The sequence below is a fragment of the Cytobacillus gottheilii genome, assembly GCF_900166665.1.
Classification (GTDB): Bacteria; Bacillota; Bacilli; order Bacillales; family Cytobacillaceae; genus Cytobacillus; species Cytobacillus gottheilii_A.
In genome coordinates this window covers 4,637,221-4,663,445 of the sequence record NZ_LT800494.1, presented here as the reverse complement: position 1 = coordinate 4,663,445, position 26,225 = coordinate 4,637,221, and the positions used below count along the sequence as shown (strand labels likewise).

Sequence of the window (26,225 nt, the reverse complement as noted above, 5' to 3'; positions counted from 1 at the left end):
GACAAAGGAGGGACACAAAAAGATGCGTCGTATTGATCCAAACAAACTTGAACTTGAAGAGCGCGTAGTTACGGTTAACCGTGTTGCAAAGGTTGTTAAAGGTGGACGTCGTTTTAGATTCTCTGCTCTTGTAGTAGTAGGTGACAAAAACGGTCACGTTGGCTTTGGAACTGGTAAAGCACAAGAGGTACCGGAAGCTATCCGTAAAGCAATTGAAGATGCGAAGAAAAACCTAATCGAAGTACCTATGGTTGGAACTACAATTCCTCACCAAGTAATCGGTCATTTCGGTGCTGGCGAAATTCTTCTAAAACCTGCATATGAAGGTACAGGAGTTATCGCTGGTGGTCCTGTCCGTGCGGTTCTTGAGTTAGCTGGTGTTGGCGATATCCTTTCTAAATCTTTAGGAACAAACACACCAATTAACATGGTTCGCGCTACATTGGACGGATTGAACCAATTAAAACGTGCTGAAGACGTAGCAAAACTACGTGGTAAATCAGTAGAAGAACTGTTAGGATAAGGAGGGAAATCAGATGGCGAATAAACTAGAAGTGACCCTCACTCGCAGCGTGATTGGCCGCCCACAGGACCAACGCGAAACAGTTAAAGCCCTTGGCTTGCGTAAAATGCACCAAACAGTTGAGCACCAAGATAACACTGCAATCCGCGGTATGATCAACAAGGTTGCTCACCTTGTAACGGTAAAAGAAATCTAATCATCACTCTTCTATAAAATAAGGAGGTGCAATATGAAACTTCATGAATTAAAACCTGCAGAAGGTTCACGTCAAGAACGCAAACGTAAAGGACGCGGAATCGGTTCTGGTAATGGTAAAACTGCTGGTAAAGGTCATAAAGGTCAAAACGCACGTTCAGGCGGCGGTGTACGTCCTGGTTTTGAAGGTGGTCAAACACCTTTATTCCAACGCTTGCCGAAACGCGGTTTTACAAACATCAATCGTAAAGATTACGCTGTTGTTAACCTTGATGCATTGAACCGCTTTGAAGATGGAACTGTGGTTTCCCCAGAGCTTCTAATCGAAACAGGCGTTGTCAGCAAGGAAAGAGCAGGAATCAAAATTCTTGCTAAAGGCAAAGTTGAGAAAAAGCTTACAGTTAAAGCTCATAAATTCTCTTCTGCTGCAAAGGAAGCTATTGAAGCTGCCGGCGGTACAACAGAGGTGATTTAATGTTTAAGACAATCTCCAATTTTATGCGCGTGGGTGATATAAGAAACAAGATTATATTCACCCTTTTAATGCTGATTGTTTTTCGCATCGGTACGTTCATACCTGTACCAGGTGTGAATGCCGATGTATTACAAGCTCAGGATTCACTAAATGTATTTGGTGTGCTTAATACATTTGGCGGCGGTGCACTTCTAAACTTCTCCATTCTTGCAATGGGGATCATGCCGTATATCACAGCATCAATCATTGTTCAGCTTCTGCAAATGGATGTTGTGCCTAAATTTACGGAATGGTCTAAGCAAGGAGATGTTGGGCGCCGTAAGCTAGCACAGTTTACACGCTATTTTACTATTGTGCTTGGATTTATCCAGGCTCTTGGTATGTCTTACGGGTTTAATAACCTTGCAGGCGGTATGCTAATTGAGAATACTGGTATAGGTTCATACCTGCTTATTGCAACAGTATTGACCGCTGGAACTGCATTTTTAATGTGGCTTGGCGAGCAAATTACTGAAAAGGGAGTAGGAAACGGAATTTCCATTATCATTTTTGCTGGGATCGTTGCTGGTATTCCAAATATCGTCAATCAGATTTATGCTCAGCAATTTGAAAATGCGGGAGACGATTTATTCCTTCGCATCATTACAATGGTGCTGATCCTTATTGCAGTTATTGCTATAATCGTTGGTACAATTTTTATCCAACAGGCTTTAAGGAAAATTCCTGTGCAATATGCAAAACGGGTATCAGCAGGCAATACTTCTGCTGGTATGCAAAATACACATTTGCCATTGAAAGTAAACGCGGCTGGAGTTATTCCAGTAATCTTCGCAGTGTCATTTATCATTACACCAAGAACGATTGCGGGTTTCTTTGAATCAAATAGTGTAACGAATTGGATTATCAACGTATTTGATTACACACAGCCAATTGGCATGGTAATCTATAGTGCGCTGATTATTGCATTTACGTATTTCTATGCTTTCATTCAAGTAAACCCAGAGCAAATTTCTGAGAACTTGAAGAAGCAGGGCGGGTATGTACCAGGTATTAGACCAGGTAAAAACACGCAGGAATACTTAACTCGCGTTCTCTACCGTTTAACGTTTGTCGGTGCATTATTCCTTACCGCGATCTCAATTGTGCCGATGTTTTTCATTAACATCGCAGGATTACCAGATTCAGCGCAAATTGGAGGAACAAGCTTACTAATTGTTGTCGGTGTTGCACTTGATACAATGAAGCAGCTTGAATCACAGCTTGTTAAACGTCATTATAAAGGCTTTATAAAATAAATTGGTTAAGGGGGACGTGCGTTCCCTATAACCATTTTCAGACTAGGGGGAATTCACTTGAATCTAGTATTAATGGGGCTCCCTGGTGCCGGTAAAGGTACACAAGCAGAGAAAATTGTCCAAAAATACGGCATCCCTCATATTTCCACAGGAGATATGTTCCGTGCAGCCATCAAAGGAGAAACGGAACTAGGCCTGCAAGCGAAATCGTTCATGGATAAAGGCGAACTCGTTCCTGATGAAGTTACGATTGGCATTGTTCGCGAGCGTTTGAGCGAATCAGACTGTGAAAATGGGTTTTTGCTTGATGGATTTCCAAGAACGGTACCTCAAGCGGAAGCACTTGAAAATATCCTTTCTGAACTAAACAAAAAAATGGACTATGTTATTAATATTGATGTTGATCAAGAGATCTTGATGGAGCGTCTCACAGGCCGCAGAATTTGCAAAAGCTGTGGAGCTACTTATCATCTTGTGTTTAATCCTCCTGCTAAGGAAGGCGTATGCGACCGTTGTGGCGGAGAATTATATCAACGTGCAGATGATAATGAAGAAACCGTGAAAAATCGTCTTGATGTTAATATTAAACAAACAAAACCATTACTTGGTTTTTATGAGTCTAAAGGCTATTTACGCAATATTGATGGCCAGCAAGAGATCGGAAAAGTATTTTCTGATATTGATGTTCTACTCGGAGATTTGTCTAAATGATTATTTGCAAAACCGAGCGAGAAATTGCGATTATGCGTGAAGCCGGAAGAATTGTTGCACTGACGCACGAGGAACTGAAAAAGCATATCACCCCTGGAATAACTACGAAAGAATTGGATTCCATTGCTGAAAGCTTTATAAAAAAGCATGACGCATATCCATCTTTTAAAGGCTATAATGGTTTTTCAGGAAGTATATGTGCTTCGGTTAATGATGAACTTGTTCATGGCATTCCTGGTGATCGAGTCTTAAAAAATGGCGATATTATCAGCATCGATATTGGCGCCAAATATAACGGTTATCATGGTGATTCTGCCTGGACGTATGCTGTGGGCCGCATTGATGATGATACGAAGCGCTTATTAGACGTAACGGAGCAGTCATTATATACAGGCCTTAAAGAAGCGATTCCAGGAGAACGTCTATCGAACATCTCTCATGCAATTCAAACTTATGCGGAATCAAATGGTTTTTCTATTGTACGTGAGTATGTCGGGCATGGGATAGGGCAAGACTTACATGAGGAGCCGCAAATTCCACATTATGGTCCCCCGAATAAAGGACCTCGTTTAAAACCGGGCATGGTGCTTGCTGTTGAACCGATGGTAAACGCCGGAAGCCGTTATGTGAAGACGCTAGCTGACCAATGGACCGTTGTTACGGTTGATGGGTCTAAATGTGCTCATTTTGAACATACGATAGCGATCACAGAAACAGGTTATGAAATTCTAACAGTCTTATAGACATAAGGTTTCACAAAGTTTTTCTGGACATTTTGCGCATAAAAAGAATTTTTTCTTTTTACAAGACGTAAACATAGTCAGTATGCTATAATTATAAGGTTGTTGAATGGTTGTCCCGATCTTTTCGGCTGCCATAAGCAGTACAATAATTTAGTAACTCTTCAGGTTTGGAGCAGATCTTTAGGAACCTGACCGCGTAATTAACAAAAGAAAAGCTGACTGCTTTGGGATGATCCTGAGCATTTAAGATTTTGTATTTGATTAGAAGAAGGGAGACGCGTTCGATGGCAAAAGACGATGTAATCGAGATAGAAGGCACAGTAGTTGATACTTTGCCAAATGCAATGTTTAAGGTAGAATTAGAAAATGGTCATACAGTGTTAGCTCATGTGTCCGGTAAAATTCGTATGCACTTCATCCGTATCTTACCTGGAGATAAAGTGACTGTTGAGCTTTCTCCATATGATTTAACTCGTGGAAGAATCACATATCGCTTTAAGTAATCATTGCGCTCCGTACTATTAAGGAGGTTAGGATAATGAAAGTAAGACCATCAGTTAAGCCGATCTGCGAAAAGTGCAAAGTCATCCGCAGACGCGGCAAAGTAATGGTTATCTGTGAAAACCCTAAACACAAACAAAAACAAGGTTAATAACAAGGAGGTGCGCGTATAAATGGCACGTATTGCTGGTGTAGATGTACCACGTGAGAAACGTGTGGTTATCTCATTAACTTATATCTATGGTATTGGTAAAAACACTTCTTCTAAGATTCTAGCTGAAGCTGGTGTAGCTGAAGACACTCGCGTTCGCGATCTTACAGAAGATGAATTAAACAAAATCCGAGAGCAAATCGACAAATTAAAAGTTGAAGGTGACCTTCGCCGTGAAGTTTCACTTAACATTAAACGTTTAATGGAAATCGGAAGCTACCGCGGTCTTCGTCATCGTCGTGGTTTACCTGTTCGTGGACAAAACACGAAAAACAACGCACGTACACGCAAAGGTCCTCGTAAGACTGTAGCGAACAAGAAGAAATAATCTGTAAAGGAGGTACTTTAAATGGCTCGTAAAACTAACACACGTAAACGCCGTGTCAAAAAGAATATTGAAAATGGTATTGCACATATCCGTTCTACTTTCAATAACACAATTGTAACTATTACAGATGCACATGGAAATGCTCTTTCTTGGTCAAGTGCTGGAGCTTTAGGGTTCAGAGGTTCTCGTAAATCTACTCCTTTTGCAGCACAAATGGCAGCTGAAACAGCAGCAAAAACTTCCATGGAGCATGGTATGAAATCTTTAGAGGTAACTGTTAAAGGACCTGGTGCAGGTCGTGAAGCAGCTATTCGTGCTCTTCAAGCTGCAGGACTGGAAGTTACTGCAATCAGAGACGTAACTCCTGTTCCGCATAACGGATGTCGTCCACCAAAACGCCGCCGTGTATAATTTTACTGTATAGATTTTGTATCCTTGTCTATAATGGGATATGATACAAACTTTCGTTTTTATACAGAATAATTATTCCAGTTGTTGTGCACAAAACGGGAACGTATACATGGGGGAATTTCGGTTAGAACAAACTAGCCGGGGTTTCGACGTTTTGAAGGAGGGTATATTTTGATGATCGAAATAGAAAAACCAAAAATCGAAACGGTTGAGATCAGCGATGATGCTAAGTACGGGAAATTCGTCGTAGAGCCACTAGAGCGTGGATATGGTACAACTCTGGGTAACTCCTTACGTCGTATCCTTTTATCCTCACTCCCAGGTGCCGCTGTCACATCGATCCAAATTGATGGGGTACTTCATGAGTTCTCAACAATTGAAGGCGTCGTAGAAGATGTAACATCTATCATTTTAAACATTAAGAAGCTAGCACTGAAAATCTACTCCGATGAAGAGAAAACACTTGAAATTGATGTGCAAGGCGAAGGTGTTGTTACAGCAGCGGATGTCACGCATGACAGTGATGTAGAGATTCTTAATCCAGATCTTCATATCGCTACACTTGGCTCAAACGGTCACTTACACATGCGCTTGACTGCAAAACGCGGAAGAGGCTATACGCCTGCTGTCCAAAACAAACGCGAAGATCAGCCGATCGGTGTGATTCCGATTGATTCGATCTATACACCAGTTGCTCGTGTCTCCTATCAAGTAGAGAATACACGTGTAGGGCAAATGACTAACTATGATAAGTTAACATTCGATGTTTGGACTGACGGAAGTACAGGTCCTCAAGATGCGGTTGCACTTGGAGCGAAGATCTTAACTGAGCATTTAAATATCTTTGTCGGTTTAACTGATGAAGCACAAAATGCTGAAATCATGGTTGAAAAAGAAGAAGACCAAAAAGAAAAAGTACTTGAAATGACTATTGAAGAACTTGATCTTTCTGTTCGTTCTTATAACTGCCTAAAGCGCGCAGGCATCAACACTGTTCAGGAATTGGCTAACAAGACTGAAGAAGATATGATGAAGGTTCGTAACTTAGGAAGAAAATCACTTGAAGAAGTGAAACATAAATTAGAAGAGCTTGGTTTAGGCTTGCGTAAAGACGATTGATCATTAAGCAAGTGTATAAAGCTCGGGGAATGACTTCAACAAAGGAGGGAAACTCTCATGGGATACAGAAAGTTAGGACGTACTAGTGCTCAGCGTAAAGCGATGCTACGTGACTTAGCAACAGACTTAATCATCAATGAGCGTATTGAAACAACAGAAGCTCGTGCAAAAGAACTTCGTTCAGTTGTTGAAAAAATGATCACTCTTGGTAAACGTGGTGACCTTCACGCACGTCGTCAAGCTGCTGCTTTTATCCGTAATGAAGTTGCAAATGCTGAAGAGAACCAAGATGCTGTTCAAAAATTATTCAGCGATGTTGCTTCTCGTTACGAAGAGCGTCAAGGCGGATACACTCGTATTATGAAACTTGGACCTCGCCGCGGTGACGGTGCTCCAATGGTAATTATCGAGTTAGTATAATAAAACCTTAGCGAATGAACAGATCAGTCTGCTGACTGTCCTGTTCGACGCACAACAACAAGTGGGGCGCTGGACAGTTTAAGTACAAACTTGTTCTTTGCCCCCTTTTTGTAAATGGACTTGCTTCCTTTAATTACTAAGTCCAGTAATAAGCCAATCTGAGTGTTATGATGAGCGTGTATTTAGTTTACTATGTACACTAATGTAAAAAGTAAAGAAAGAAGGAGTACTTTTTAAATAGTACTTTAACCAGACAATTTTTACTGACTGGTTTATCCCTTTCCTTCGCGACTCGTCTAGCTCGTTGCATCTCTTCCTCATAGCTTTAGCGGACAAACAGGATGGCCTGTTTTGGAAGAGATGCAGGCTTTATTTTAATTAAATTAATTAGGTGCTATAGGATCGCATGTGACCTAGTTAATGTTTAATAGACTAATGTCATCATATATTGAATTTTACAGGATTTAATGCAGCTGCATCATGAGCTTTAAATAGGGAGGCAGCATGATTCTACACGCTTAGAAATTCATGTAGATCGTTTTACTATGTGAAGTACAAGCCTAAATATGCTATAGTCTTACTATTCAAGCTCGCCAAGTTGGCGGGTTTTTTGTTTTTAAAAAATAGCTGTTTGTACACCATGATATATTTGTTTTACTGCCATTATATATTTTTATTTTTAGCATGGCTTGCTCATATGAAAACTTGTCATGCAAACAAGGATAGCGGAGAATAGAAGAGATTAGAAAGGCTGAGAGGAGCGTATTTGGATGAATGAACTTGTCCGTTTACAGGATATTTCTTTTCAATACGATGAAGAGGCGGATTATGCCTTAAAAGGAGTATCCTTTTCTATATATGAAGGAGAATGGCTTGCGATTGTTGGCCATAATGGTTCTGGCAAATCAACATTAGCAAAGCTTTTAAATGGGCTGCAATATGCACAGGAGGGAACGATTTCTGTGGATGGCTTGCTGCTTTCAGAGGATACCGTTTGGGAAGTCCGCAAAAAAATCGGTATGGTTTTTCAAAATCCCGATAATCAGTTTGTTGGAACAACTGTGCAGGATGATGTGGCTTTTGGTTTAGAAAATCACGGAGTGGCACGAGAAGAGATGGTGGATCGAGTTTTACAATCACTCGAAAAGGTTAAAATGGACCAATTTCTTGATCAAGAGCCGCACCATTTATCAGGAGGACAGAAGCAGCGTGTAGCGTTAGCTGGGGTTATAGCGCTAAGACCAGATTTGATCATCTTGGATGAAGCAACCTCTATGCTCGACCCCCGCGGCAGGGAGGAAGTCCTGGATACAGTAAGAGAACTAAAGCAGGATCATCACATGACTGTTATATCAATTACGCATGATCTAGAAGAAGCTGCCAAAGCAGATCGAATTATTGTCATGAATAAAGGACAGCTTTATAGAGAAGGCACACCCGATGAAATCTTTCAACTGGACGAAGAGCTTGTGCAGCTGGGGCTTGATATTCCTTTTCCAGTTAAGATGAGCAAAATGTTTAAGAAAAAAGGAATTCCATTGACGAAGTATCATTTAACAGAAGAGGAGTTGGTGAATGAGTTATGGACATCACACTCCAAAATGTAGAATACCGTTATCAGGCAAATACGCCGTTTGAACGGCTTGCGATTGAAGATGTATCAATTGATTTGCCGGCAGGTACATTTTTAGCACTCATTGGTCATACAGGGTCAGGGAAATCGACCGTATTGCAGCACTTAAATGCACTAATTAAGCCAACTAAAGGTACTGTGAAAATTGGTGATACCGTCATCACACAAAATAAAAAACAAAAAAACTTGAAGCAAGTGCGTCAAAGGGTAGGTATTGTTTTTCAATTTCCAGAGCATCAGCTATTTGAAGAAACCGTTGAAAAAGATATTTGCTTTGGTCCCATGAACTTTGGTGTTTCCGAAGAAGAAGCAAAGGCGCGAGCTCGCCGTGCAATTCAGCAGGTAGGACTGTCTGAAGGTATCCTAACAAAATCGCCATTTGAGCTCTCAGGCGGGCAAATGCGGCGTGTTGCGATTGCTGGTGTACTGGCAATGGAGCCGGCTGTCATTGTGCTTGATGAGCCGACAGCGGGTCTTGATCCAAGAGGAAGGCAGGAGATTATGAATATGTTTGCCTCCCTTCACCAGGAAAGAAACCTTTCTACTGTGCTTGTCACACATAGTATGGAGGATGCTTCCCGTTACGCCGATCAAATTGTCATTATGCATAATGGCAAGGTCGAGAGGAAGGGAACACCTTCAGAAATTTTCTCAAATCCTGAAAGGCTGCTGGAACTGGGACTCGATGTTCCTGAGGTTGTGAAGCTGCAGCATAAAATGGAATCTGCATTTGGAAGAAAGTTTGCGAAGACGTGCTTATCTATGGAAGATCTCGCTGAAGAAGCCATGAAGCTTTTAAAGGGAGGAGATTCTCTATGATGGAAAAAATGATTTTTGGGCGCTATGTTCCAGCAGAATCGATTATTCATCGAATGGATCCCCGCTCAAAGCTGATTCTCATTTTTTTGTTTGTCTGTGTTGTCTTTATTGCTAATAATGTTTATACGTATGCTGCACTCATTATCTATACATTTGCTATGATCCTGTTATCAAAAGTGCCAGTGCGATTTATTTTAGCAGGATTAAAGCCGGTCTTTCTGCTTGTTATTTTCACCCTGATTCTGCATTTGTTTTTAACACGGGAAGGCGCCATCATTTTTGAGCTTGGACCGATTACCATTTATCAAGAGGGACTTAGACAAGGGATTTTTATCTCATTGCGTTTCTTTCTATTAATCCTAATGACTTCAATCTTAACGTTAACCACTACGCCAATTGAAATAACGGACGGCCTTGAAACACTATTAGGTCCTCTTAAAAAGGTGAAGTTCCCGGTTCATGAGCTGGCCTTAATGATGTCGATTTCTCTGCGGTTTATTCCAACCCTTATGGGAGAGACCGATAAAATCATGAAAGCACAAACCGCACGTGGTGTTGATTTTTCTGGCGGTCCAATCAAGGAGAGAGTAAAAGCAGTGATTCCTCTATTGATTCCCTTGTTCGTCAGCTCTTTTAAGAGAGCGGAGGAGCTTGCTACTGCCATGGAGGCAAGAGGCTATCGCGGCGGTGAAGGAAGAACAAAATATAGACAGCTAAGCTGGAGAATGACGGATACGATGATGCTGCTTCTGCTGGCAGCTCTAACAGTCATTCTAATCCTGCTGAGAACATAATGGAGCTTGATAGTCATGAAAAGAATGAAATGTACAGTTTCATATGATGGTACCAGTTTTGCCGGCTACCAGGTGCAGCCAGGGAAGCGTACAGTCCAGCGAGTGATCGAGGAGGCATTGACTAAGCTTCATAAAGGTGCTGAAGTGAAAATTACAGCATCCGGCCGTACCGATGCAGGAGTACATGCAAAAGGGCAGGTCATCCACTTTGATACTCCGCTGGAAATCCCGGAAGATAGATGGACGGTTGCACTCAATGCTCTGCTGCCGTCTGATGTTGCCGTCACACACGCAGAATGGACGTCTAATGCCTTTCATGCCCGTTTTGATACAAGCGGAAAGGAGTACCGTTATTTTGTCCAGAGAAGGGCACAGAGGGATCCGTTTCAGCGCAACTATGCTTCTTTGTATCCATACCAGCTGGACATTTCAGCAATCAGGATGGCGATACCTTATCTAATTGGTGAATTTGATTTTACAAGCTTTTGTTCTGCAAAAACAGAAGTGGAAGATAAAGTGCGCAGAATTACTTCAATAGATGTCAAGGAAGACGGAGATTTGCTGATTTTCAGTTTTAGAGGAAATGGCTTTTTATATAATATGGTCAGAATCTTAGCAGGCACCCTGCTGGCGGTTGGGAATGGACAGCTGCCGGCAGATGAAATACCGGTAATTCTTGAGGCAAAAGACCGCACCAAAGCAGGGAAAACAGCGCCTCCGCAAGGATTGTATTTATGGAAAGTTTTTTATGAGAATGATGGAAAATGTAAGTTGGATTAATTTACAAAAATATTTAAATCGATATAGCTATACTTGCTGATTGGAACGGAAGGATACGAGACTCCTGCGGGAGGAGTGGGAATCTGAGACCCCACAGGAGCACAGCGACGAGGAGGCTTAGCGCCCGCCCCGCGGAAAGCGAGTGTCCTGCTGTGGAAATCATATATATATATGTATTTTAAATTTTTTTCTAAAACAACTAATCCAGGTGTAACATTTTCTTGACATTGTTCTCCCAAAGTTATATTATAGCATATGGTATTGTTATTAAACCCACGATAAGCCCCGGAACTTATTGTGTGATATATGAAACCAAAAAACGAATGAATTATGGAATTATTAGGAGGGAATATCGATGCGTACAACGTTTATGGCGAATTCAAATAATATCGAACGTAAATGGTACGTGATTGATGCTGAAGGACAAACTTTAGGTCGTCTTTCTAGTGAAGTTGCATCAATCCTACGTGGTAAACATAAACCAACTTTTACACCGCATGTTGACACAGGTGATCATGTAATTATTATCAATGCTTCAAAAATCCACTTAACTGGTAAAAAGCTAACTGACAAGATTTACTACCGTCACAGCATGCACCCAGGCGGATTAAAGTCTAGAACTGCTCTTGAAATGCGTACGAACTATCCTGAGAGAATGTTAGAGCTTGCAATCAAAGGCATGCTTCCAAAGAACTCTCTTGGCCGTCAAATTTTCAAGAAGTTAAATGTATATGCTGGTAGCGAGCATCCGCACCAAGCTCAACAACCTGAAGTTTACGAACTTCGTGGATAATTTTTAAAGGGAGGTTATTATCTTGGCACAGGTTCAATATATTGGTACTGGTCGTCGTAAAAGCTCCGTTGCACGTGTTCGTTTAGTTCCAGGCGACGGAAACATCATCATCAATGGTCGTGAAATCACTGACTACATCCCATTTGCAGCTCTTCGTGAAGTTGTAAAGCAGCCACTTGTTGCTACTGAAACAGTAAGCAGCTATGACATTCATGTAAATGTTAATGGTGGTGGATACACTGGTCAAGCAGGCGCAATCCGTCACGGGATCTCTCGTGCATTGCTTCAAGCTGATCCAGAATTCCGTCCTACACTTAAGAGTGCTGGACTATTAACTCGTGACGCTCGTATGAAAGAACGTAAAAAATACGGTCTTAAAGGCGCTCGTCGTGCACCTCAGTTCTCAAAACGTTAATTTTACGTTTCAGAAGGCTCTCAACCATATGGTTGGGGGTCTTTTTTTATTATAAGAGATTTATGCGGCGGGAGATTAAGCCAGTATGTAGTTAGCTTCAGCTTTTTTTAATTACAAAAAGCTTCCCTTTTACTGCAAATATTATAATAAAAGTCAGCATGGTTTCATTTTGCGTTTAGTTTGAAGTAAATGTTCATATGCAGAGACTGCTTAAAGCCCAATAAGCTGAGCAGCCTCTTCTCATTAAATTTGCCATTATATCCATAATATAAATAATACTTGCCTGGAGGTTGACATGAAAAAGCCAAAGATTAGTTTACAAGCGGCCATTATTCTATTTGTTTGTATTGTTGTGGCGCTGTCACTTGGAATAACGGATTTGCTCATAAGCAGAGGGATTACCTCCAGTGTTGAAGATACACAGAAAGACAAAGCGCTAAATGTAGCCAGGATGGTGGCAATCAGTCCGCAAGTCATTAGTGCGCTTGATGAACAAACGAATCAGGAAAGTGTTCAGCCATTTACCAATGAAATAAGAGAACTGACCGAGGTTAACTTTGTTGTGGTAATAAATATGGAAGGAATTCGTCTTTCACATCCGGATCCTAATGAAATTGGCAAGCATTTTAGAGGAGGAGATGAAGGGCCAGTTCTCCAAGGGAAAGAGTATGTATCGACCGCAAAAGGCTCGCTCGGTCCATCATTAAGGGCGTTTACGCCTATTAAAAATGCACAGGGCATTCAAATTGGAGCAGCAGCAGTGGGGATTTCATTAGATACCGTTACGAAGGCTGTACATAAAGGTCAAATGGTTATGGTGATCGGTACATTAATTGGCATCCTGATTGGTATCCTCGGTGCAGTAGGGCTTGCTAAGTATATTAAAAAAATCCTTTTAGGACTTGAACCATCTGTGATTGCAAAGCTGCTAGAAGAGAGGAGCTCCATGCTGCAATCTGTACGGGAAGGAATCATCGCAATTGATCAGGAAGGGAAAATTACTTTAGTGAATCGAGCAGCCTCGAAGCTTTTTAAAAAAGCGGGCATTGAAGGAGACCCTATGGGACAGAGCATTGAAAATTATCTGCCAGAGACTAGGTTAACGCGCATTATTAAATCCGGGCAGACGGAGCTGGATCAAGAGCAAAAGTTAAATGGAGTCACCATTCTCGTTAACAGAGTTCCAGTAGTTGTTGAAAACCAGGCGGTGGGAGCAATCGCTACATTTCGAGATAAAACAGAGGTTCAGCTTCTTGCTGAACAACTCACAGGTGTCCGTAATTATGCTGATGCTCTCCGTGCACAGGCGCATGAATTTATGAATAAACTTCATGTTATTCTGGGATTGGTTCGTACAGAGCAATATGAGACACTTGCTAGCTATGTGAGTGAGACAGTCAGTCACCGCGAAACGGAAGTAGGTTTTGTTACGAAAATGGTACTTGATCCTGTACTTGCGGGGTTTCTAATTGGAAAGCTTAGCTTTGCAAGAGAATCAGGAGCTTCCCTATCAATTGAATGCCCAAATAAAATTCCGAAGCCGGAGCAATCGAAAGCAACGAATGAACTCATTACTATTATAGGGAATTTAATCGATAATGCATTAGAGGCCGTTGCAGACTGTCCTAATAAAAAAGTCGAGCTGCTGCTGGACTACGCCGAAGAAATTTTAACAGTAGAAGTAAAAGACACAGGGAAGGGCATAGAACAGTCAATGCAAGATCAAATACTGGAAAAGGGATTCTCGACAAAAGGCGAAAATCGCGGGTTCGGGCTCTATCTTCTGCAGCAGGCCATTGAGAGGCTGGAAGGAGATTTAATTGTTTCCTCAAAAATTGGCAAGGGCACGAATTTTGCTGTGTATATACCGTACAAGGAAGAAGGGGAATAAAAATGATTCAAGTGATGATTGTTGAAGATGACCCGATGGTAGCGGAAATTAATAAGCAATATCTTTCAAAGATTGAGGGTTTTCGTTTAACTGCAACTGCGGGCTCAGTTGATGAAGCGATCCGTTTGCTGAAGAGTAATGACATTCAGCTGATTCTTTTAGATCTTTTTATGCCAGGTAAGGTTGGACTTGAACTATTAACGTACCTTAGGAAAAACGAGCTTGAAATAGATGTCATTATTATCTCAGCTGCATCTGACTTGGGACGAATTCAAAAAGCATTGCGATATGGAGTGGCAGACTATTTAATCAAACCGTTTGAGTTTGAAAGATTCAATGCTGCACTAACAAGTTACCAGCAAAAAGCAATGCTGGCTTATAAGCAAAAAGAATTTAGTCAGCAGGAGCTTGATCATTATCTTTTAAACAGGGAAGAAACGGCCATAGCGGAAGAACTTCCAAAGGGCTTAACAAAAGATACACTAAAACAGGTATGGGAATCTGTACAAGAATTAAAAAGAACAGCTTTTTCAACAGATGAGGTTGCCGAAAATGTTGGCATATCAAGAGTATCTGCCAGAAAATATCTTAATTTCTTAAAGGAAATTGGTATATTGGATGTAAAAGTCATCTATGGAACGGTTGGCAGGCCCGTTTACCAGCACGAATATAATCGCTTTAAAGAACATCTAATAAAAAATTTTTTGTAAGCAGTGAATTATCCTGCTTACTTTTTTTATTTACAAAAAGAAGGGATAAACTTTCATAAACTATGAAAACGGTTTACTAAATACTATGATGAACCAGTAACAAATCAAAGGGGGATTTATGTATGGCACAAACAGCTAAGAAATTGGAATCGCTTACTCCTATTCCTGGAGGTTCTGGTGCAAAAAGTAAATTTAATTTACTTCATATAAATATCGGGGTTATTCCATTACCGCTTTATCTATGTATCGCTACAGTTGTTTATCTTGCAACAGTTTATGAAGTATTGCCTACAGATATGATTGGCGGCTTCGCCATCATTATCACAATGGGGATTCTTCTGGGGGAAATTGGGATGAAAATCCCTGTTTTAAAGGATATTGGCGGACCTGCAATTATGGCTTTGCTCGTACCATCCATATTAGCGTATTTTAATCTAATTAATGAAACAGGTATGACAGCAGTAACTCAATTAATGAAATCATCGAACTTTTTATATCTTTATATCTCAATCCTTGTAGCAGGAAGTATTCTTGGCATGAACCGCAAAGTGCTTCTTCAAGGTTTCTCAAAAATGTTTGTACCGCTCGTTCTTGGTACGCTTGCTTCAGTAGGGGCTGGAGTTTTGGTGGGCATGCTGTTTGGGTATTCCGCTAAGCACACATTATTCTTTATCGTTGTTCCGATTATCGGGGGAGGAATTGGTGAAGGTATTCTGCCGCTTTCCATTGGATACGGGCAAGTTTTAGGTGCTGATGCAGAAACATTTGTTGGACAGTTAATTCCAGCGGCAGTCATCGGGAATATTGCAGCCATCATTTGTGCTGGTCTTCTTTCCCGCTTAGGAACAAAGAAACCACATTTAACTGGAAATGGTACTTTGGTTAAATCCAAAGGGGGAGACGGCATTACAGAATCCACTACCATTAATAAACCAGTTGATTTCCCACTAATGGGTGCAGGTCTTTTAATTGCTTGTACGTTCTTTATTGTTGGCGGACTTGGCCATATGGTGCTGGGAATGCCTGGTCCAGTATTAATGATTGTTGCAGCTGCATTGGTTAAGTGCTTCAAGCTTGTTCCTGCAAAGATTGAACAAGGTGCACACCATATGTATAAATTTGTATCTTCAAGCTTAACGTGGCCATTAATGGTTGGACTGGGTCTTTTGTACATTCCATTAGAAGATGTTGTAAAGATTGTCACTCCTTCATACATCGTTGTGTGTGTCGCAGTCGTTGTTGCTATGGTTGCAACAGGTTATTTTGTTGGAAAGCTTATGAATATGCATCCAATTGATTCAGCAATTGTAACAGGCTGTCATAGCGGACTTGGAGGGACTGGAGATGTTGCGATTCTCTCGGCATCCAACCGTATGTCATTAATGCCTTTCGCACAAATTGCAACAAGACTTGGCGGTGCAGCTACTGTAATCCTTGCGATTATGCTTTTGAAATTGGTAAGCTAATTTTAACAAGACAAATGCAAAGCAGGCAGCATTCATACTGTCTGCTTTGTTTAGTTAGAAAATAATATAAATAAGTTAATTACCTATAAGTAGAATTCAAAGGTAATGAACATGTTAAAATAAGATAATAGACAACCTTATTATAAAGAAAGAAGGAAATTTCATGAGTGCTTCTAAGGATATTATTATCACACCATTAAAAGGGAAAGAAATCCTCTCTAATCCTTATTTAAATAAAGGGATCGCATTTACAAAAGAGGAAAGAGAAGACCTGGGTCTGAATGGACTTCTGCCTGCACAGGTTCTTACATTAGAGGAGCAAGTAAGCAGAGCTTATGAGCAATACTCAATGAGAACGACTAATTTGTTTAAAAACGGATTGCTATATGATTTATATAACCGCAATGTTGTTTTATTCTATCGGCTGCTAAAAGAGCACTTAGCAGAAATGCTGCCAATTATTTATACACCTACGGTCAGCGATGCAATCCAGTCCTACTCACATACTTACCGTCGCCCAGGGGGCTTATACCTTTCTATCGATGATCCAAAAGGAATTGAAGAAGCCTTTCAAAACCTTGGGCAGCCTAAAGATGGAATCGATTTAATCGTTGTTACAGACTCCGAAAGTATTCTTGGCATTGGAGATCAAGGGGTAGGAGGCATTAATATTGCTATCGGAAAGCTTGCTGTTTATACAGCAGCTGCTGGTATTGACCCTAGCCGTGTTCTTCCGGTCGTCCTGGATGTGGGGACAAACAATCAGGAACTAATTTCTGATCCTCTTTATGTAGGGAATAAAATCCCTCGTGTTCGCGGCGAGCAATATGATGAATTTATTGATTCATTTATTGAGTCTGCTAGATCTCATTTTCCGGAAGTTCTTCTTCACTGGGAGGATTTTGGGAATGTAAATGCCCGTAAAATATTAGATAAATATGGTGATAAAATCCTTACGTTCAATGATGACATCCAAGGGACAGGTGCAGTTACACTTGCTGCAATTATGTCAGCGTTGAAAGTCACAGGAGTTTCTATGAAGGATCAGCGCGTTGTGGTCTTTGGACCAGGAGCTGCCGGAATTGGAAATGCTGATCAAATCGCTGATGCTATGATTCTTGATGGACTGACAAAAGAAGAGGCATATGGACAGTTCTGGGCTATTGATTACAGAGGTTTACTGACAGATGAAACACCAGATGTTTTTGACTTCCAAAAGCCTTATGTCAGATCAGCTGCAGAAGTAGAAGGCTGGGACCGTAATGAGGAAGGACTTATAACATTAAAAGAAGTTGTGCAGAGAGTAAAGCCTACGATTTTAATTGGTACTTCTGGACAAGCGGGTGCGTTTACAGAAGAGATTATTAAAGAGATGGCAAAACATGTGGAACGCCCGATCATCATGCCGATGTCTAATCCGACTTCTCTTGCAGAAGCTGTACCTGAAAACCTGATTAAATGGACAGATGGAAAAGCGCTTATTGCCACTGGCAGTCCGTTTAATAATATCGAACATAATGGAATCACTTATGAGATTGGTCAGTCGAACAATGCATTTGTATTCCCCGGGCTGGGACTTGGAGCGATAGTGGCTAAAGCCGAAGTTATTTCAAAAGGGATGTTCGTTGCCGCTTCAAATGCCGTTGCCGAAATGTCTGACAGCAGTCAGCCTGGTGCATCTCTTCTTCCATCTATTGAGCATTTGCATGAAGTATCGATTTATGTGGCAGTTCAAGTAGCAAAAGCAGCAATGGAAGAGGGAATTGCAAGAGCAGAAATAACAGATCCTGCTAAAGCTGTAAACGATGCAGTATGGGAACCAGAATATAAAGAAATCAGAAGTGTTGGAGTTTGGACGAGAATTTGATAATTTCACTTCACTTTAACGCTGAAAAAAGCAAGAGGCTGGGACAAAAGTATTTAACACACCCATAGAACCGAATGGTTAGGAAGTCATCTTTCTAACCATTCGGTTTTTTATGATTATAAAATATATTTTATTAACATGAGTGAAATGGAGCGGGGGCCCTCGACTCCTGTGGGCAATAGAGGAAAAGGTGAGACCCCGCAGGAGCTTGCTCCGAGGAGGCTCAGCTTCCTCCCCGCGGAAAGCGAGGGTCTGCAGCGCAATGGAACGGATTTGTATATACCTAAACCATGATATTGAATATTCGTGTTTTAGAAAGATTAATTTCGTTTTGTCCCAGCCTCTTAAATTTTGTCACCTTTTACTCTTCTAAAAATATCTCCTCAAGCGAAGGTTCATCAACACTGACACGGTACACATCGATTTTTTTCTGATTAAAAGCACGGATGACTTCTGCAATTTTTTTCTCATGATCAAGGGTAAGTGTGACTTGTGAATCAGCAGCAGAAACATCAGTGCCCACTGTTTGCAGCCATTCCATCATTGTATGATGATCTCCTTTAGACATAGGAGAATGCTTAACCGTTACAGTCAGTGTGGAACGGTAAAAAGTCCGCAGTTCCTCCATCGTGCCAATTTTGCCAACCTTGCCTTCTTTCATGATGGCAATTCGGGTGCACACTTTTTCTACCTCATCTAAATTGTGGGAGGTCATAAAAATGGTCTTTCCGCGCTCTTTTAAATCACGAATCAGCTTATGAATATGAAGAACAGATTCTGCATCTAATCCAGACGTTGGTTCATCGAGAAAAATGAGCTCCGGGTCATGAATGATTGCCTGGGCAATACCGAGCTTCTTTTTCATGCCAAAAGAAAATTTAGAGGTTTTAACATGTGCATGCTCATCTAATCCGACAGACCGCAAGACCGCCATACAATGTTGTTTGCCAGTAGGCTTTCCAGAAAGTGCTGACAGAAACTTTAAATGATCAAATGCCGTTAAAGATTCATAAAAAGTAGAGTAGTCAGGCATTACACCAACCCGTTTCTTTACTTTCTCAATAGAGCCCTGAACACCAAGCAGCGAAAAGGTGCCGGATGTCGGGTGGATAATGCCTGTCAGCATATTAATGAATGTTGATTTTCCGGCACCATTGCGGCCAAGAAAACCAAAAACTTCGCCCTTTTCTATAACCAGATCAATTCCCTTCACCACTTGATGTGCTCCATATGCCTTCCTTAACTGAGCCGTTTCAATCGCGGTCATTAAAATTCCCTCCTTTTGAAAATGATAGCTGAGATAAACAGCAGAAATGCCGCCAGTATGTTAATAATCAAGAATAAATAGTTATCATGCTCTAAATAGTAAAATGGAGTGACAAACTTAAGCCAGCTTACCCATTCATTTGACGTAAACGTAATCCACATCCCAAAAATCGGATAGGCGATACCAAGGAGAATGCCGAGGAACATGGTAATGCCTGGCTTAGGTATGATTGTAGAAAGCAGAACCGTCAATGAGATCTGGTAGATTAAAAGGCTCATGACTTGAAAAAAGCTAAAAAAGTCGAACTGTTTGGCAAAAATGCTGATGATTAAAAACGATATGGTGACACAGACTGTCCAGAATAGAACAATCCCCAAAAATTTTCCGAACATAATAGACGACCGGGATGTTCTTGTCACCAGAAAACGCATTGTGCGTTCATGTGTTTCTCTATTAATGCAATCATGTGAAAGTCCTAATACAAATAATTGTCCAAACAATAACAATAATGAAAGCAGACCAATTGTATGAACATAGTTCATTTCATCTGCAGTAAAGTCTATGACATTCGTTAATACATTTGAGAATTTCGATGAATAATAAGCAGTTGCTAATAAAATTGCGATGACTATAATGGACTTTATACTTTTAAATAAACTGAAAAATTCCCTTTTGCTGATTACAAACATAATTTTTAATACTCCCTTCATAAATGTGTAATTGATATTCAGTATAAGGACTCAATCTTATGTAAGAAGAAACTTCACCTTAATTCAACCTTAATTCTTCCATCCGAAATTACATCTAATGGTAAGATGGGGATGTAAGTAAAAGAGGTGAAAAAAATCTATGCAAGAACATATATTAATTGTCGATGATGAAAAAGCCATTGTACAAATGCTAAAAATTATTTTAACAAAAGAATCCTTTAAACATATTGATACGGCAGGTACAGCAGAGGAAGCACTCTCCCTTTGTAAGATGAAACGATACGATTTGATTCTGCTTGATGTAATGCTGCCGAATCGGAGCGGCTTCGAAATCTGTCCATTAATTAGAGAAACGACGGATGCTCCGATCTTCTTTTTAACAGCAAAATCAACAGATTTAGATAAACTTTCAGGATTTGCTCTAGGAGCGGACGACTATATTACAAAACCGTTTAATCCACTGGAAGTTGTGGCCAGAATTAAAGCTCACCTGCGCAGGAATATGTTAAGGACAATCCCTGCTCAAACAAACTATCAATTTGGGTATTTGTCTGTAAATGCCTCGTCTGGAGAAGTCAAAGTAAAAGGGAAACAGGTTGAGTTGCCTGCACAAGTATATCAGCTGCTGCTATTCTTTTGTAAACATCCGAACCAGCTGTTCAGCAAAAGCCAGCTCTATGAGCGAGTATGGGGCGAAGCGTTTCTGGGTGAGGATAATACGATTATGGTACATATTAGAAAGCTTCGTGAAAAAATTGAAGAAAACCCAAGTAAACCTAAGTACATTGTAACGGTTCGGGGGCTGGGCTATAAATTTGTTCCGGAAGGTGTTCGTCATGAACATTTATAGACGTTTTATCGTCCAGTTTTTATTTCAGATTATAATAGGCTTTATTCTGCTGCTTCTCCTATTCATAGCGATCTGGGGAATGATTGGCTTTTCGATTAGCAGTGCCGAGATAGAGAAGGACTTATCAAATGCTGATTCATTTTACTTCTCTGGGGTAATCTCCATGCATAATGGAAAAGCTGAGTTTGATGACAAACTGAAAGTGCTGGCGAAAAAGCAAGGTATGGAGCTGATTGTTTTTTCGCAAGAAGGAAGGGTTGCTGGTTTTTATAATACGGCTGTAACCCCTCCGGAAGAGTTAGATGAGGGAGAGCTTGCTTCACTGGTTTTAGGCGAGTCCAAGAAATACTCCTCGTTTGAATTATTGGATTGGGAACAAATACAGCCTTATTATCTGCTAATTAGAAAAGGAACTGCTCTGGAAGATCTTTTAGCAAAGATCAGTATGATGGTTGACTGGGACAATCAGCAGCTAAAACTTACACCTATAATGATGGACGAAATAAATAAAAAAAATGAATGGGTTCAATTCATTAATTCGTCAGGAGAAGTAGTGGATGATTATGCTGCAGAGGGTCAGCCTAACGATTATACTATCGAGGAACTTTCCATGCTATCAGAAACAGAAAAAAATTCAGTCAGCTCTCATTTTGATAATGATACTGGACAGGCCATTATTGCTGGCACAGATGGGGGATTTTCAGCAGCAAACATAGACGAAAGGATCTATAACAGTATTAGTCAAAGCTTCCTTATCGCCTTTCTTGTTCTGTTTTTATTATTGTTAATTGGAACAGTTTTGTATGCCCGCAAGTTTGGAATCCCGCTGATTACCATGATGAAATGGATCAAAAATCTTGGTGATGGTATTTTTGAAGAACCTCAGGATCTCCATCAACAATCTGTCCTGGTGAATAAAAAGGGAAAGCTAAAAAAGAAATACCGATTATATAAAGATTTTATTCTAGCTCTACATCAATTAACCAAAACGTTAAAAGATAATGAATCTGAGCGGCTGAAAATGACAAAGACAAGAGAAGAGTGGATTAGCGGGATATCACATGATTTAAAAACTCCGCTTGCTTCCATAGCAGGTTACTCTCAAATGCTGAAATCACCAAATTATTCTTGGTCTGAACAGGAAACAAAGGAGTTTGGGGAAATTATCACTGACAAATCTGCGTATATGATGGATTTGCTTGAGGACCTGACACTGACTTATCGGCTGCGGAATCAGGCACTCCCTATTGTAAAAGAAGAAGTTGATCTGAATGAATTTATCCGCAGAACCATCATTTATTTTGTTAATGATCCAAACAACAGGAATATGAACCTGCAATTTAATCCTTCTCCTGAGAGCATATCAGCTCATATTGATCCCAAATGGTTTCAGCGGATACTGGATAATTTAATTCAAAACGCCATTAAATATAATCCGGCTCATACATCCATTACTGTTTCGGTTTCTTTGATTGAACAGCATTTTATTGTGATTAAAGTTGAAGATGATGGAATTGGCATGGATCAGGAAACACTTGATAAGCTATTTCAGCGTTACTACCGGGGGACCAATACAAGTGATACGAGTATGGGAACAGGGCTTGGCATGGCGATTGCCAAACAACTTGTACAACTGCACGATGGCACCATTCAAGTAAACAGTACACGGAATAAAGGGACATTCATTCGGATATTAATTCCGGCAATGGATAATGCAAAAGAGCATAAGCAGTGAAAACCGCTACCAAAGGGGGACATTGAATGACTGACGAAGAAAAATCAGCAGTCAAACAGTGTCTTTTTCATTTGCATAAGAAAATATCTGCAGCCTTTTTCTCATTGACCATTAAATAGAGGCAAGGTATAATTAATTTACGGAACATAGTTCCACAATATGAAACTACGAACATGTTAAAGAACAATAAATGCAATAAGAAGTATGGAGTAAATCAGTGAGGTGGATAAAATGGGGAAGAGGATCGTAACAATCGGCGAAGCAATGGGCTTGTTTGTTTCTGATGAATTTGGCCCGCTGGAAAAGGTGCAGAAATTTACGCGCTCGATTGCCGGAGCAGAGTTAAATGTAAGCGTTGGCATGGCGAGACTTGGCCATGAAGTGTATTATGCCACTCAAGTGGGAAATGATCCTTTAGGCAAATCGATTAAAAGATTTATTGAAAGTGAACATATAAGCAGTTCATTCGTTTTTGAGAGCAACGACTATGCTACAGGTTTGCAGATGAAAGAAAAGGTGACAGAGGGGGATCCTCATGTTGCCAGTTTCCGAAAAGGAAGTGCGGCTTCCAGAATTGGACTGGATCAATTTAAGGAGGTAGACTTCTCTAAGTTTGATGTTGTACATCTAACGGGTGTATTTTTGGCACTTTCCTCTGAGACAAAGGCTGTTTCTCACTTTTTTGCCGAAGAAGGCAGAAAAGCCGGGGCTACTATAACATTTGATCCGAATCTGCGTCCAAATTTATGGAATAGTCAAGAAGAGATGGTTCAAAGCATTAATGACCTTGCTGCTAAATGCGATTTAGTTCTGCCAGGCATTTCAGAAGGGAAAATCTTAACGGGCTTTGATACACCAGAAGAAATCGCTGACTACTATCTCCATAAGGGTGTAAAGCTTGTTGTCATTAAGCTTGGGGAAAAAGGCGCTTATGCCAAAGGGCAGGATTATGAAGGAACTTATATTAAAGGCTTTAAAGTGGATGAAATTATTGATACTGTTGGAGCAGGAGATGGATTTGCAGCAGGAGTGATCAGCGGATTATCAGAAGGGCTGTCCATTGAAGATAGTGTCATACGCGGTAATGCTATTGGTGCCATTCAGCTCAGCTCTCCGGGAGATAATGAAGGCCTGCCGACAAGAGAGAAGTTAGAGCATTTTATCGAATCCGCAGGTTCTATAAAAACAGCAAACTGATAGAAAGGAATGAAAATAAATGAAAAAAGTAAACACCTTGCAGCAGATTGCACAAACAAAAATCGTCGCTGTCATCCGCGCAGATTCTTCTGAAGAGGCTATACAGATTACAAAAGCCTGTATTGAAGGTGGAATCACGTGCGTGGAGCTGACATACACTACCCCTGGTGTAGAAGATGCTATTAAATCACTGGTCTCAGAATATAAAGATGACAGCAGAGTTGTCGTTGGAGCAGGTACCGTACTGGATGAAACCACAGCCAGATTAGCTATTATGGCAGGCAGTGAGTTTGTTGTCAGTCCTGCTTTCAGCAAACAAGTTGCGAAGCTTTGTAATTTATATGGAATTCCTTATATGCCTGGCTGCGTAACGATTACTGAAATGCAGGAAGCAATGACATATGGGGCTGATGTAATTAAACTATTCCCAGGCAGCTTGGTGGGTCCGGATTATATCAAAGCAGTAAAAGCGCCATTGCCTCATGTGAATATTATGCCAACAGGCGGAGTAAGTCTGGATAATATTCAGGAATGGCTTGATAATGGATGTGTTGCTGTTGGAGTAGGCGGAAATTTAGTCAACGCAGCAAAAGTGGATGGAGATTACCAGAAAGTAACGGACTTGGCCCGTCAATATGTTGAAAAAATAAACTAATGGATCTTGTGTAAGCGGTACTTATAACAGATTTTCTTGCTAAGAGTACAAGAATGATAAAAAAGAGTTGTTGTACAGCTATATATTGTTTTGTGCGCTATTCTTCCATTTATAAAAGTAAAAGGCTCGTTGGTCATTAAATGTGACCTACGAGCCTTTCTTTATATTAAACCCATTGAATAATATCTTCTGCCTGCTGTCTGGATTTTGGGCGATTCGGATCTTGGGCGCGATAGCCGAAGGCAGCGAAGCAGGAGAGGCCGAAGTCATCGGTTAGAATGCCTTCTTCTTTTAAGATAGCCTCTGCTTTTCCTTTATCAAAGCCTTCAATTGGACAGGAGTCAACGCCAATCATGGCTGCAGCCGTCATCATATTTCCGAGAGCAATATACGATTGTCTCGATGCCCACTGAAAGAACAGTTCGTCAAAGGCATTAAGCTTAAATTCATTTTCGATAAAGTTGGAGTAGGCTCCACCGATCCCTTTGACAACTTCGGGCGGCATTTGATGGACATCTTTCATAATATGCTGAATATAAACCGATTCAGGAGTAAGACTTTGTTTTACTCTGCTTAAAATAAGAACGAAATGACTGGCTGTGGGAAGTGTTTTTTGTGCACCCCAGGAAACAGCTCGCAGCTTTTCTCTTATCTGTTCATTTTGCAGAACAACAAATTTCCAAGGTTCAAAACCGAATGAGGATGGAGAAAGCCTTGCAGTTTCTAAAATAAATGCAAAATCCTCTTCTGTAATTTTTTGCGCCGGATCGAATTCCTTGCATGCATGGCGAAATTGGAACGCCTTTAGGATGTCTTCTTTACGGATACTTGGTTTGTGTTGCATCTAGTTCACTCCTTTTTGATGATTAACAAAAGTATAATACAGCGCACACATTTTATGTTGCAGGCAGTATTTTGCATAACTGATTTCTATTCTGCACAAGGAAAATAAAAATAGCGGCAAATTAGCCGCTATTTTTGTTATTAAGATAATAAACCTTAGATTTTTCTCTTCCGAAGTCTTGTAAACACGAACCAAATAAGAAATAGCGCAATCGGGATCAGAAGATAGTTCGCATACTGAGCAAAGATGGCTCCAGCTCGTTCCCATTGCGGCCCTAAAGCATAGCCTAAATAAACATAAATGGCTGTGACAGGAAGCATGGCAACATATGTATAAATGATAAATTTCCAAATATTCATCTTCGCCATCCCGCATGGAATGGAAATTGCTGTGCGCACTCCAGGAATAAATCGGCCTAAAAAGGCAACTGCTCCTCCGTACTTTGCAAAAAATTCATCTGCTTTGTCAATATGCTCTTCTTTTACTAAAAAATACTTTCCAAATTTCAAAACCACTGGACGGCCGCCAAATCGGCCTAATGCATATAATGTCAATGGACCGAGCACACCACCGATGGAACCGGCAATAATCGCTCCATATAAATTCATGTCCCCTTCATATACCCAAAAGCCAGCTAACGGCAAAACGAGCTCAGCTGGAACAAATTCGAATGTTAAGGCAAGCATAATGCCGAAGTAAGATAATCCTTTAAAAGCCTCAATCATTTCTAAGATCAGAGCTTCCAACCGGACACCTCCTCTAAAAGTAGTTGATTTATTTTTCAAGACATAAGTATATCACAAGTCCATCTTTCTCTATAGTATTTACCTATAACCGCCTCTTATTAAAATGGAAAAGAATCGCAGA

General features: G+C 40.6%; 30 protein-coding genes. 26 read left to right on the top strand and 4 right to left on the bottom strand.

Features of this window, described 5'->3' with window-relative positions; genetic code table 11:
- The first annotated feature begins 22 nt into the window (after positions 1-22).
- From rpsE to B7E07_RS22785, 22 genes are all read left to right on the top strand, one after another.
- Positions 23-523 (top strand): 30S ribosomal protein S5, encoded by a 501-nt coding sequence (gene rpsE, locus B7E07_RS22890; protein ID WP_066441535.1) that lies wholly within the window; start codon positions 23-25, stop codon positions 521-523.
- A 13-nt stretch (positions 524-536) separates the two neighbouring features.
- A complete protein-coding gene (rpmD, locus tag B7E07_RS22885) occupies positions 537-719 on the top strand; it encodes a 50S ribosomal protein L30 (RefSeq protein ID WP_080849034.1) in 183 nt (60 codons plus the stop codon).
- A gap of 33 nt (positions 720-752) precedes the next feature.
- Positions 753-1,193: a 50S ribosomal protein L15 gene (rplO, locus tag B7E07_RS22880; RefSeq protein WP_080849033.1), complete on the top strand. Its 441-nt coding sequence runs from the start codon at positions 753-755 to the stop codon at positions 1,191-1,193.
- Positions 1,193-2,488, top strand: a complete 1,296-nt coding sequence (secY, locus tag B7E07_RS22875) for a preprotein translocase subunit SecY (RefSeq protein WP_080849032.1) — start codon at positions 1,193-1,195, stop codon at positions 2,486-2,488. The genes rplO and secY overlap by 1 nt, the downstream gene beginning before the upstream one ends.
- 57 nt (positions 2,489-2,545) lie before the next feature.
- A complete protein-coding gene (locus B7E07_RS22870; RefSeq protein ID WP_080849031.1) occupies positions 2,546-3,199 on the top strand; it encodes an adenylate kinase in 654 nt (217 codons plus the stop codon).
- Positions 3,196-3,942, top strand: a complete 747-nt coding sequence (map, locus tag B7E07_RS22865) for a type I methionyl aminopeptidase (protein WP_080849030.1) — start codon at positions 3,196-3,198, stop codon at positions 3,940-3,942. Before B7E07_RS22870 ends, map begins: the two co-directional genes overlap by 4 nt.
- Positions 3,943-4,226: 284 nt before the next feature.
- Positions 4,227-4,445: a translation initiation factor IF-1 gene (gene infA / locus B7E07_RS22860; protein WP_009336604.1), complete on the top strand. Its 219-nt coding sequence runs from the start codon at positions 4,227-4,229 to the stop codon at positions 4,443-4,445.
- A gap of 35 nt (positions 4,446-4,480) precedes the next feature.
- A complete protein-coding gene (rpmJ, locus tag B7E07_RS22855) occupies positions 4,481-4,594 on the top strand; it encodes a 50S ribosomal protein L36 (RefSeq protein ID WP_000868344.1) in 114 nt (37 codons plus the stop codon).
- A gap of 22 nt (positions 4,595-4,616) precedes the next feature.
- Entirely contained in the window at positions 4,617-4,982 is a 366-nt protein-coding gene (gene rpsM / locus B7E07_RS22850) for a 30S ribosomal protein S13 (protein ID WP_080849029.1), read from the top strand.
- A 21-nt stretch (positions 4,983-5,003) separates the two neighbouring features.
- A complete protein-coding gene (gene rpsK / locus B7E07_RS22845; protein WP_066441517.1) occupies positions 5,004-5,393 on the top strand; it encodes a 30S ribosomal protein S11 in 390 nt (129 codons plus the stop codon).
- 174 nt (positions 5,394-5,567) lie between these two features.
- Complete coding sequence (locus B7E07_RS22840; RefSeq protein ID WP_066441514.1) at positions 5,568-6,512, top strand: DNA-directed RNA polymerase subunit alpha; 945 nt, start codon at positions 5,568-5,570, stop codon at positions 6,510-6,512.
- Positions 6,513-6,569: 57 nt separating this feature from the next.
- Positions 6,570-6,932, top strand: a complete 363-nt coding sequence (gene rplQ / locus B7E07_RS22835; RefSeq protein WP_066441511.1) for a 50S ribosomal protein L17 — start codon at positions 6,570-6,572, stop codon at positions 6,930-6,932.
- Between the two features lie 770 nt (positions 6,933-7,702).
- Positions 7,703-8,539: an energy-coupling factor ABC transporter ATP-binding protein gene (locus B7E07_RS22830; RefSeq protein ID WP_080849028.1), complete on the top strand. Its 837-nt coding sequence runs from the start codon at positions 7,703-7,705 to the stop codon at positions 8,537-8,539.
- A complete protein-coding gene (locus B7E07_RS22825; protein ID WP_080849027.1) occupies positions 8,515-9,384 on the top strand; it encodes an energy-coupling factor ABC transporter ATP-binding protein in 870 nt (289 codons plus the stop codon). Before B7E07_RS22830 ends, B7E07_RS22825 begins: the two co-directional genes overlap by 25 nt.
- Positions 9,381-10,178 carry an energy-coupling factor transporter transmembrane component T family protein gene (locus B7E07_RS22820; protein ID WP_080849026.1) on the top strand — a complete coding sequence of 266 codons (798 nt, stop codon included), beginning with the start codon at positions 9,381-9,383 and terminating at the stop codon, positions 10,176-10,178. Before B7E07_RS22825 ends, B7E07_RS22820 begins: the two co-directional genes overlap by 4 nt.
- Before the next feature lie 15 nt (positions 10,179-10,193).
- Positions 10,194-10,958 carry a tRNA pseudouridine(38-40) synthase TruA gene (truA, locus tag B7E07_RS22815; RefSeq protein WP_080849025.1) on the top strand — a complete coding sequence of 255 codons (765 nt, stop codon included), beginning with the start codon at positions 10,194-10,196 and terminating at the stop codon, positions 10,956-10,958.
- A gap of 355 nt (positions 10,959-11,313) precedes the next feature.
- Positions 11,314-11,751 (top strand): 50S ribosomal protein L13, encoded by a 438-nt coding sequence (gene rplM / locus B7E07_RS22810; protein ID WP_066441500.1) that lies wholly within the window; start codon positions 11,314-11,316, stop codon positions 11,749-11,751.
- A gap of 22 nt (positions 11,752-11,773) precedes the next feature.
- Positions 11,774-12,166: a 30S ribosomal protein S9 gene (rpsI, locus tag B7E07_RS22805; RefSeq protein WP_080849024.1), complete on the top strand. Its 393-nt coding sequence runs from the start codon at positions 11,774-11,776 to the stop codon at positions 12,164-12,166.
- Between the two features lie 295 nt (positions 12,167-12,461).
- Positions 12,462-14,057 carry a DcuS/MalK family sensor histidine kinase gene (dcuS, locus tag B7E07_RS22800; RefSeq protein WP_080849023.1) on the top strand — a complete coding sequence of 532 codons (1,596 nt, stop codon included), beginning with the start codon at positions 12,462-12,464 and terminating at the stop codon, positions 14,055-14,057.
- 2 nt (positions 14,058-14,059) lie between these two features.
- A complete protein-coding gene (locus B7E07_RS22795) occupies positions 14,060-14,767 on the top strand; it encodes a response regulator (RefSeq protein WP_080849022.1) in 708 nt (235 codons plus the stop codon).
- 122 nt (positions 14,768-14,889) lie between these two features.
- Entirely contained in the window at positions 14,890-16,233 is a 1,344-nt protein-coding gene (locus B7E07_RS22790; RefSeq protein ID WP_080849021.1) for a 2-hydroxycarboxylate transporter family protein, read from the top strand.
- 163 nt (positions 16,234-16,396) lie between these two features.
- The gene (locus B7E07_RS22785; protein WP_080849020.1) at positions 16,397-18,100 is read left to right on the top strand and encodes an NAD-dependent malic enzyme; all 1,704 of its coding nucleotides are present in this window, start codon (positions 16,397-16,399) and stop codon (positions 18,098-18,100) included.
- A gap of 361 nt (positions 18,101-18,461) precedes the next feature.
- Here the strand turns inward: B7E07_RS22785 and B7E07_RS22780 are convergent, their stop codons facing one another.
- Together B7E07_RS22780 and B7E07_RS22775 are read right to left on the bottom strand one after the other, a co-directional pair.
- Complete coding sequence (locus B7E07_RS22780) at positions 18,462-19,367, bottom strand: ABC transporter ATP-binding protein (protein WP_080849019.1); 906 nt, start codon at positions 19,365-19,367, stop codon at positions 18,462-18,464.
- Positions 19,367-20,077: an ABC transporter permease gene (locus B7E07_RS22775; RefSeq protein ID WP_257391523.1), complete on the bottom strand. Its 711-nt coding sequence runs from the start codon at positions 20,075-20,077 to the stop codon at positions 19,367-19,369. The genes B7E07_RS22780 and B7E07_RS22775 overlap by 1 nt, the downstream gene beginning before the upstream one ends.
- 139 nt (positions 20,078-20,216) lie before the next feature.
- Here B7E07_RS22775 and B7E07_RS22770 point away from each other — a divergent pair, with 139 nt between their 5' ends.
- The 4 genes from B7E07_RS22770 to B7E07_RS22755 all read left to right on the top strand — a co-directional run bounded on the left by B7E07_RS22770 (position 20,217) and on the right by B7E07_RS22755 (position 24,514).
- Complete coding sequence (locus B7E07_RS22770) at positions 20,217-20,927, top strand: response regulator transcription factor (protein WP_080849017.1); 711 nt, start codon at positions 20,217-20,219, stop codon at positions 20,925-20,927.
- Positions 20,914-22,662, top strand: a complete 1,749-nt coding sequence (locus B7E07_RS22765) for a sensor histidine kinase (RefSeq protein ID WP_080849016.1) — start codon at positions 20,914-20,916, stop codon at positions 22,660-22,662. The genes B7E07_RS22770 and B7E07_RS22765 overlap by 14 nt, the downstream gene beginning before the upstream one ends.
- A gap of 231 nt (positions 22,663-22,893) precedes the next feature.
- Positions 22,894-23,859 (top strand): sugar kinase, encoded by a 966-nt coding sequence (locus B7E07_RS22760; protein ID WP_080849015.1) that lies wholly within the window; start codon positions 22,894-22,896, stop codon positions 23,857-23,859.
- Positions 23,860-23,878: 19 nt separating this feature from the next.
- A complete protein-coding gene (locus B7E07_RS22755) occupies positions 23,879-24,514 on the top strand; it encodes a bifunctional 2-keto-4-hydroxyglutarate aldolase/2-keto-3-deoxy-6-phosphogluconate aldolase (RefSeq protein WP_080849014.1) in 636 nt (211 codons plus the stop codon).
- 166 nt (positions 24,515-24,680) lie between these two features.
- Here the strand turns inward: B7E07_RS22755 and B7E07_RS22750 are convergent, their stop codons facing one another.
- Together B7E07_RS22750 and B7E07_RS22745 are read right to left on the bottom strand one after the other, a co-directional pair.
- Entirely contained in the window at positions 24,681-25,358 is a 678-nt protein-coding gene (locus B7E07_RS22750) for an NAD(P)H-dependent oxidoreductase (protein ID WP_176215271.1), read from the bottom strand.
- Positions 25,359-25,513: 155 nt separating this feature from the next.
- A complete protein-coding gene (locus B7E07_RS22745; RefSeq protein ID WP_139785694.1) occupies positions 25,514-26,104 on the bottom strand; it encodes a DedA family protein in 591 nt (196 codons plus the stop codon).
- Between the last annotated feature and the right edge of the window lie 121 nt (positions 26,105-26,225).

Bases quoted from the DNA above. Each gene is read 5' to 3' on its own strand.
- rplM (WP_066441500.1), top strand. From the start codon at position 11,314: ATGCGTACAACGTTTATGGCGAATTCAAATAATATCGAACGTAAATGG.
- rplQ (WP_066441511.1), top strand. From the start codon at position 6,570: ATGGGATACAGAAAGTTAGGACGTACTAGTGCTCAGCGTAAAGCGATG.
- rpsM (WP_080849029.1), top strand. From the start codon at position 4,617: ATGGCACGTATTGCTGGTGTAGATGTACCACGTGAGAAACGTGTGGTT.
- B7E07_RS22780 (WP_080849019.1), bottom strand. From the start codon at position 19,367: ATGACCGCGATTGAAACGGCTCAGTTAAGGAAGGCATATGGAGCACAT.
- secY (WP_080849032.1), top strand. From the start codon at position 1,193: ATGTTTAAGACAATCTCCAATTTTATGCGCGTGGGTGATATAAGAAAC.
- rplO (WP_080849033.1), top strand. From the start codon at position 753: ATGAAACTTCATGAATTAAAACCTGCAGAAGGTTCACGTCAAGAACGC.
- B7E07_RS22840 (WP_066441514.1), top strand. From the start codon at position 5,568: ATGATCGAAATAGAAAAACCAAAAATCGAAACGGTTGAGATCAGCGAT.
- rpmD (WP_080849034.1), top strand. From the start codon at position 537: ATGGCGAATAAACTAGAAGTGACCCTCACTCGCAGCGTGATTGGCCGC.
- dcuS (WP_080849023.1), top strand. From the start codon at position 12,462: ATGAAAAAGCCAAAGATTAGTTTACAAGCGGCCATTATTCTATTTGTT.
- B7E07_RS22770 (WP_080849017.1), top strand. From the start codon at position 20,217: ATGCAAGAACATATATTAATTGTCGATGATGAAAAAGCCATTGTACAA.
- B7E07_RS22775 (WP_257391523.1), bottom strand. From the start codon at position 20,077: ATGAAGGGAGTATTAAAAATTATGTTTGTAATCAGCAAAAGGGAATTT.
- B7E07_RS22790 (WP_080849021.1), top strand. From the start codon at position 14,890: ATGGCACAAACAGCTAAGAAATTGGAATCGCTTACTCCTATTCCTGGA.
- rpmJ (WP_000868344.1), top strand. From the start codon at position 4,481: ATGAAAGTAAGACCATCAGTTAAGCCGATCTGCGAAAAGTGCAAAGTC.
- B7E07_RS22820 (WP_080849026.1), top strand. From the start codon at position 9,381: ATGATGGAAAAAATGATTTTTGGGCGCTATGTTCCAGCAGAATCGATT.
- B7E07_RS22830 (WP_080849028.1), top strand. From the start codon at position 7,703: ATGAATGAACTTGTCCGTTTACAGGATATTTCTTTTCAATACGATGAA.
- infA (WP_009336604.1), top strand. From the start codon at position 4,227: ATGGCAAAAGACGATGTAATCGAGATAGAAGGCACAGTAGTTGATACT.
- B7E07_RS22750 (WP_176215271.1), bottom strand. From the start codon at position 25,358: ATGCAACACAAACCAAGTATCCGTAAAGAAGACATCCTAAAGGCGTTC.
- truA (WP_080849025.1), top strand. From the start codon at position 10,194: ATGAAAAGAATGAAATGTACAGTTTCATATGATGGTACCAGTTTTGCC.
- B7E07_RS22785 (WP_080849020.1), top strand. From the start codon at position 16,397: ATGAGTGCTTCTAAGGATATTATTATCACACCATTAAAAGGGAAAGAA.
- B7E07_RS22760 (WP_080849015.1), top strand. From the start codon at position 22,894: ATGGGGAAGAGGATCGTAACAATCGGCGAAGCAATGGGCTTGTTTGTT.
- B7E07_RS22825 (WP_080849027.1), top strand. From the start codon at position 8,515: ATGGACATCACACTCCAAAATGTAGAATACCGTTATCAGGCAAATACG.
- rpsK (WP_066441517.1), top strand. From the start codon at position 5,004: ATGGCTCGTAAAACTAACACACGTAAACGCCGTGTCAAAAAGAATATT.
- B7E07_RS22765 (WP_080849016.1), top strand. From the start codon at position 20,914: ATGAACATTTATAGACGTTTTATCGTCCAGTTTTTATTTCAGATTATA.
- B7E07_RS22795 (WP_080849022.1), top strand. From the start codon at position 14,060: ATGATTCAAGTGATGATTGTTGAAGATGACCCGATGGTAGCGGAAATT.
- map (WP_080849030.1), top strand. From the start codon at position 3,196: ATGATTATTTGCAAAACCGAGCGAGAAATTGCGATTATGCGTGAAGCC.
- B7E07_RS22755 (WP_080849014.1), top strand. From the start codon at position 23,879: ATGAAAAAAGTAAACACCTTGCAGCAGATTGCACAAACAAAAATCGTC.
- rpsE (WP_066441535.1), top strand. From the start codon at position 23: ATGCGTCGTATTGATCCAAACAAACTTGAACTTGAAGAGCGCGTAGTT.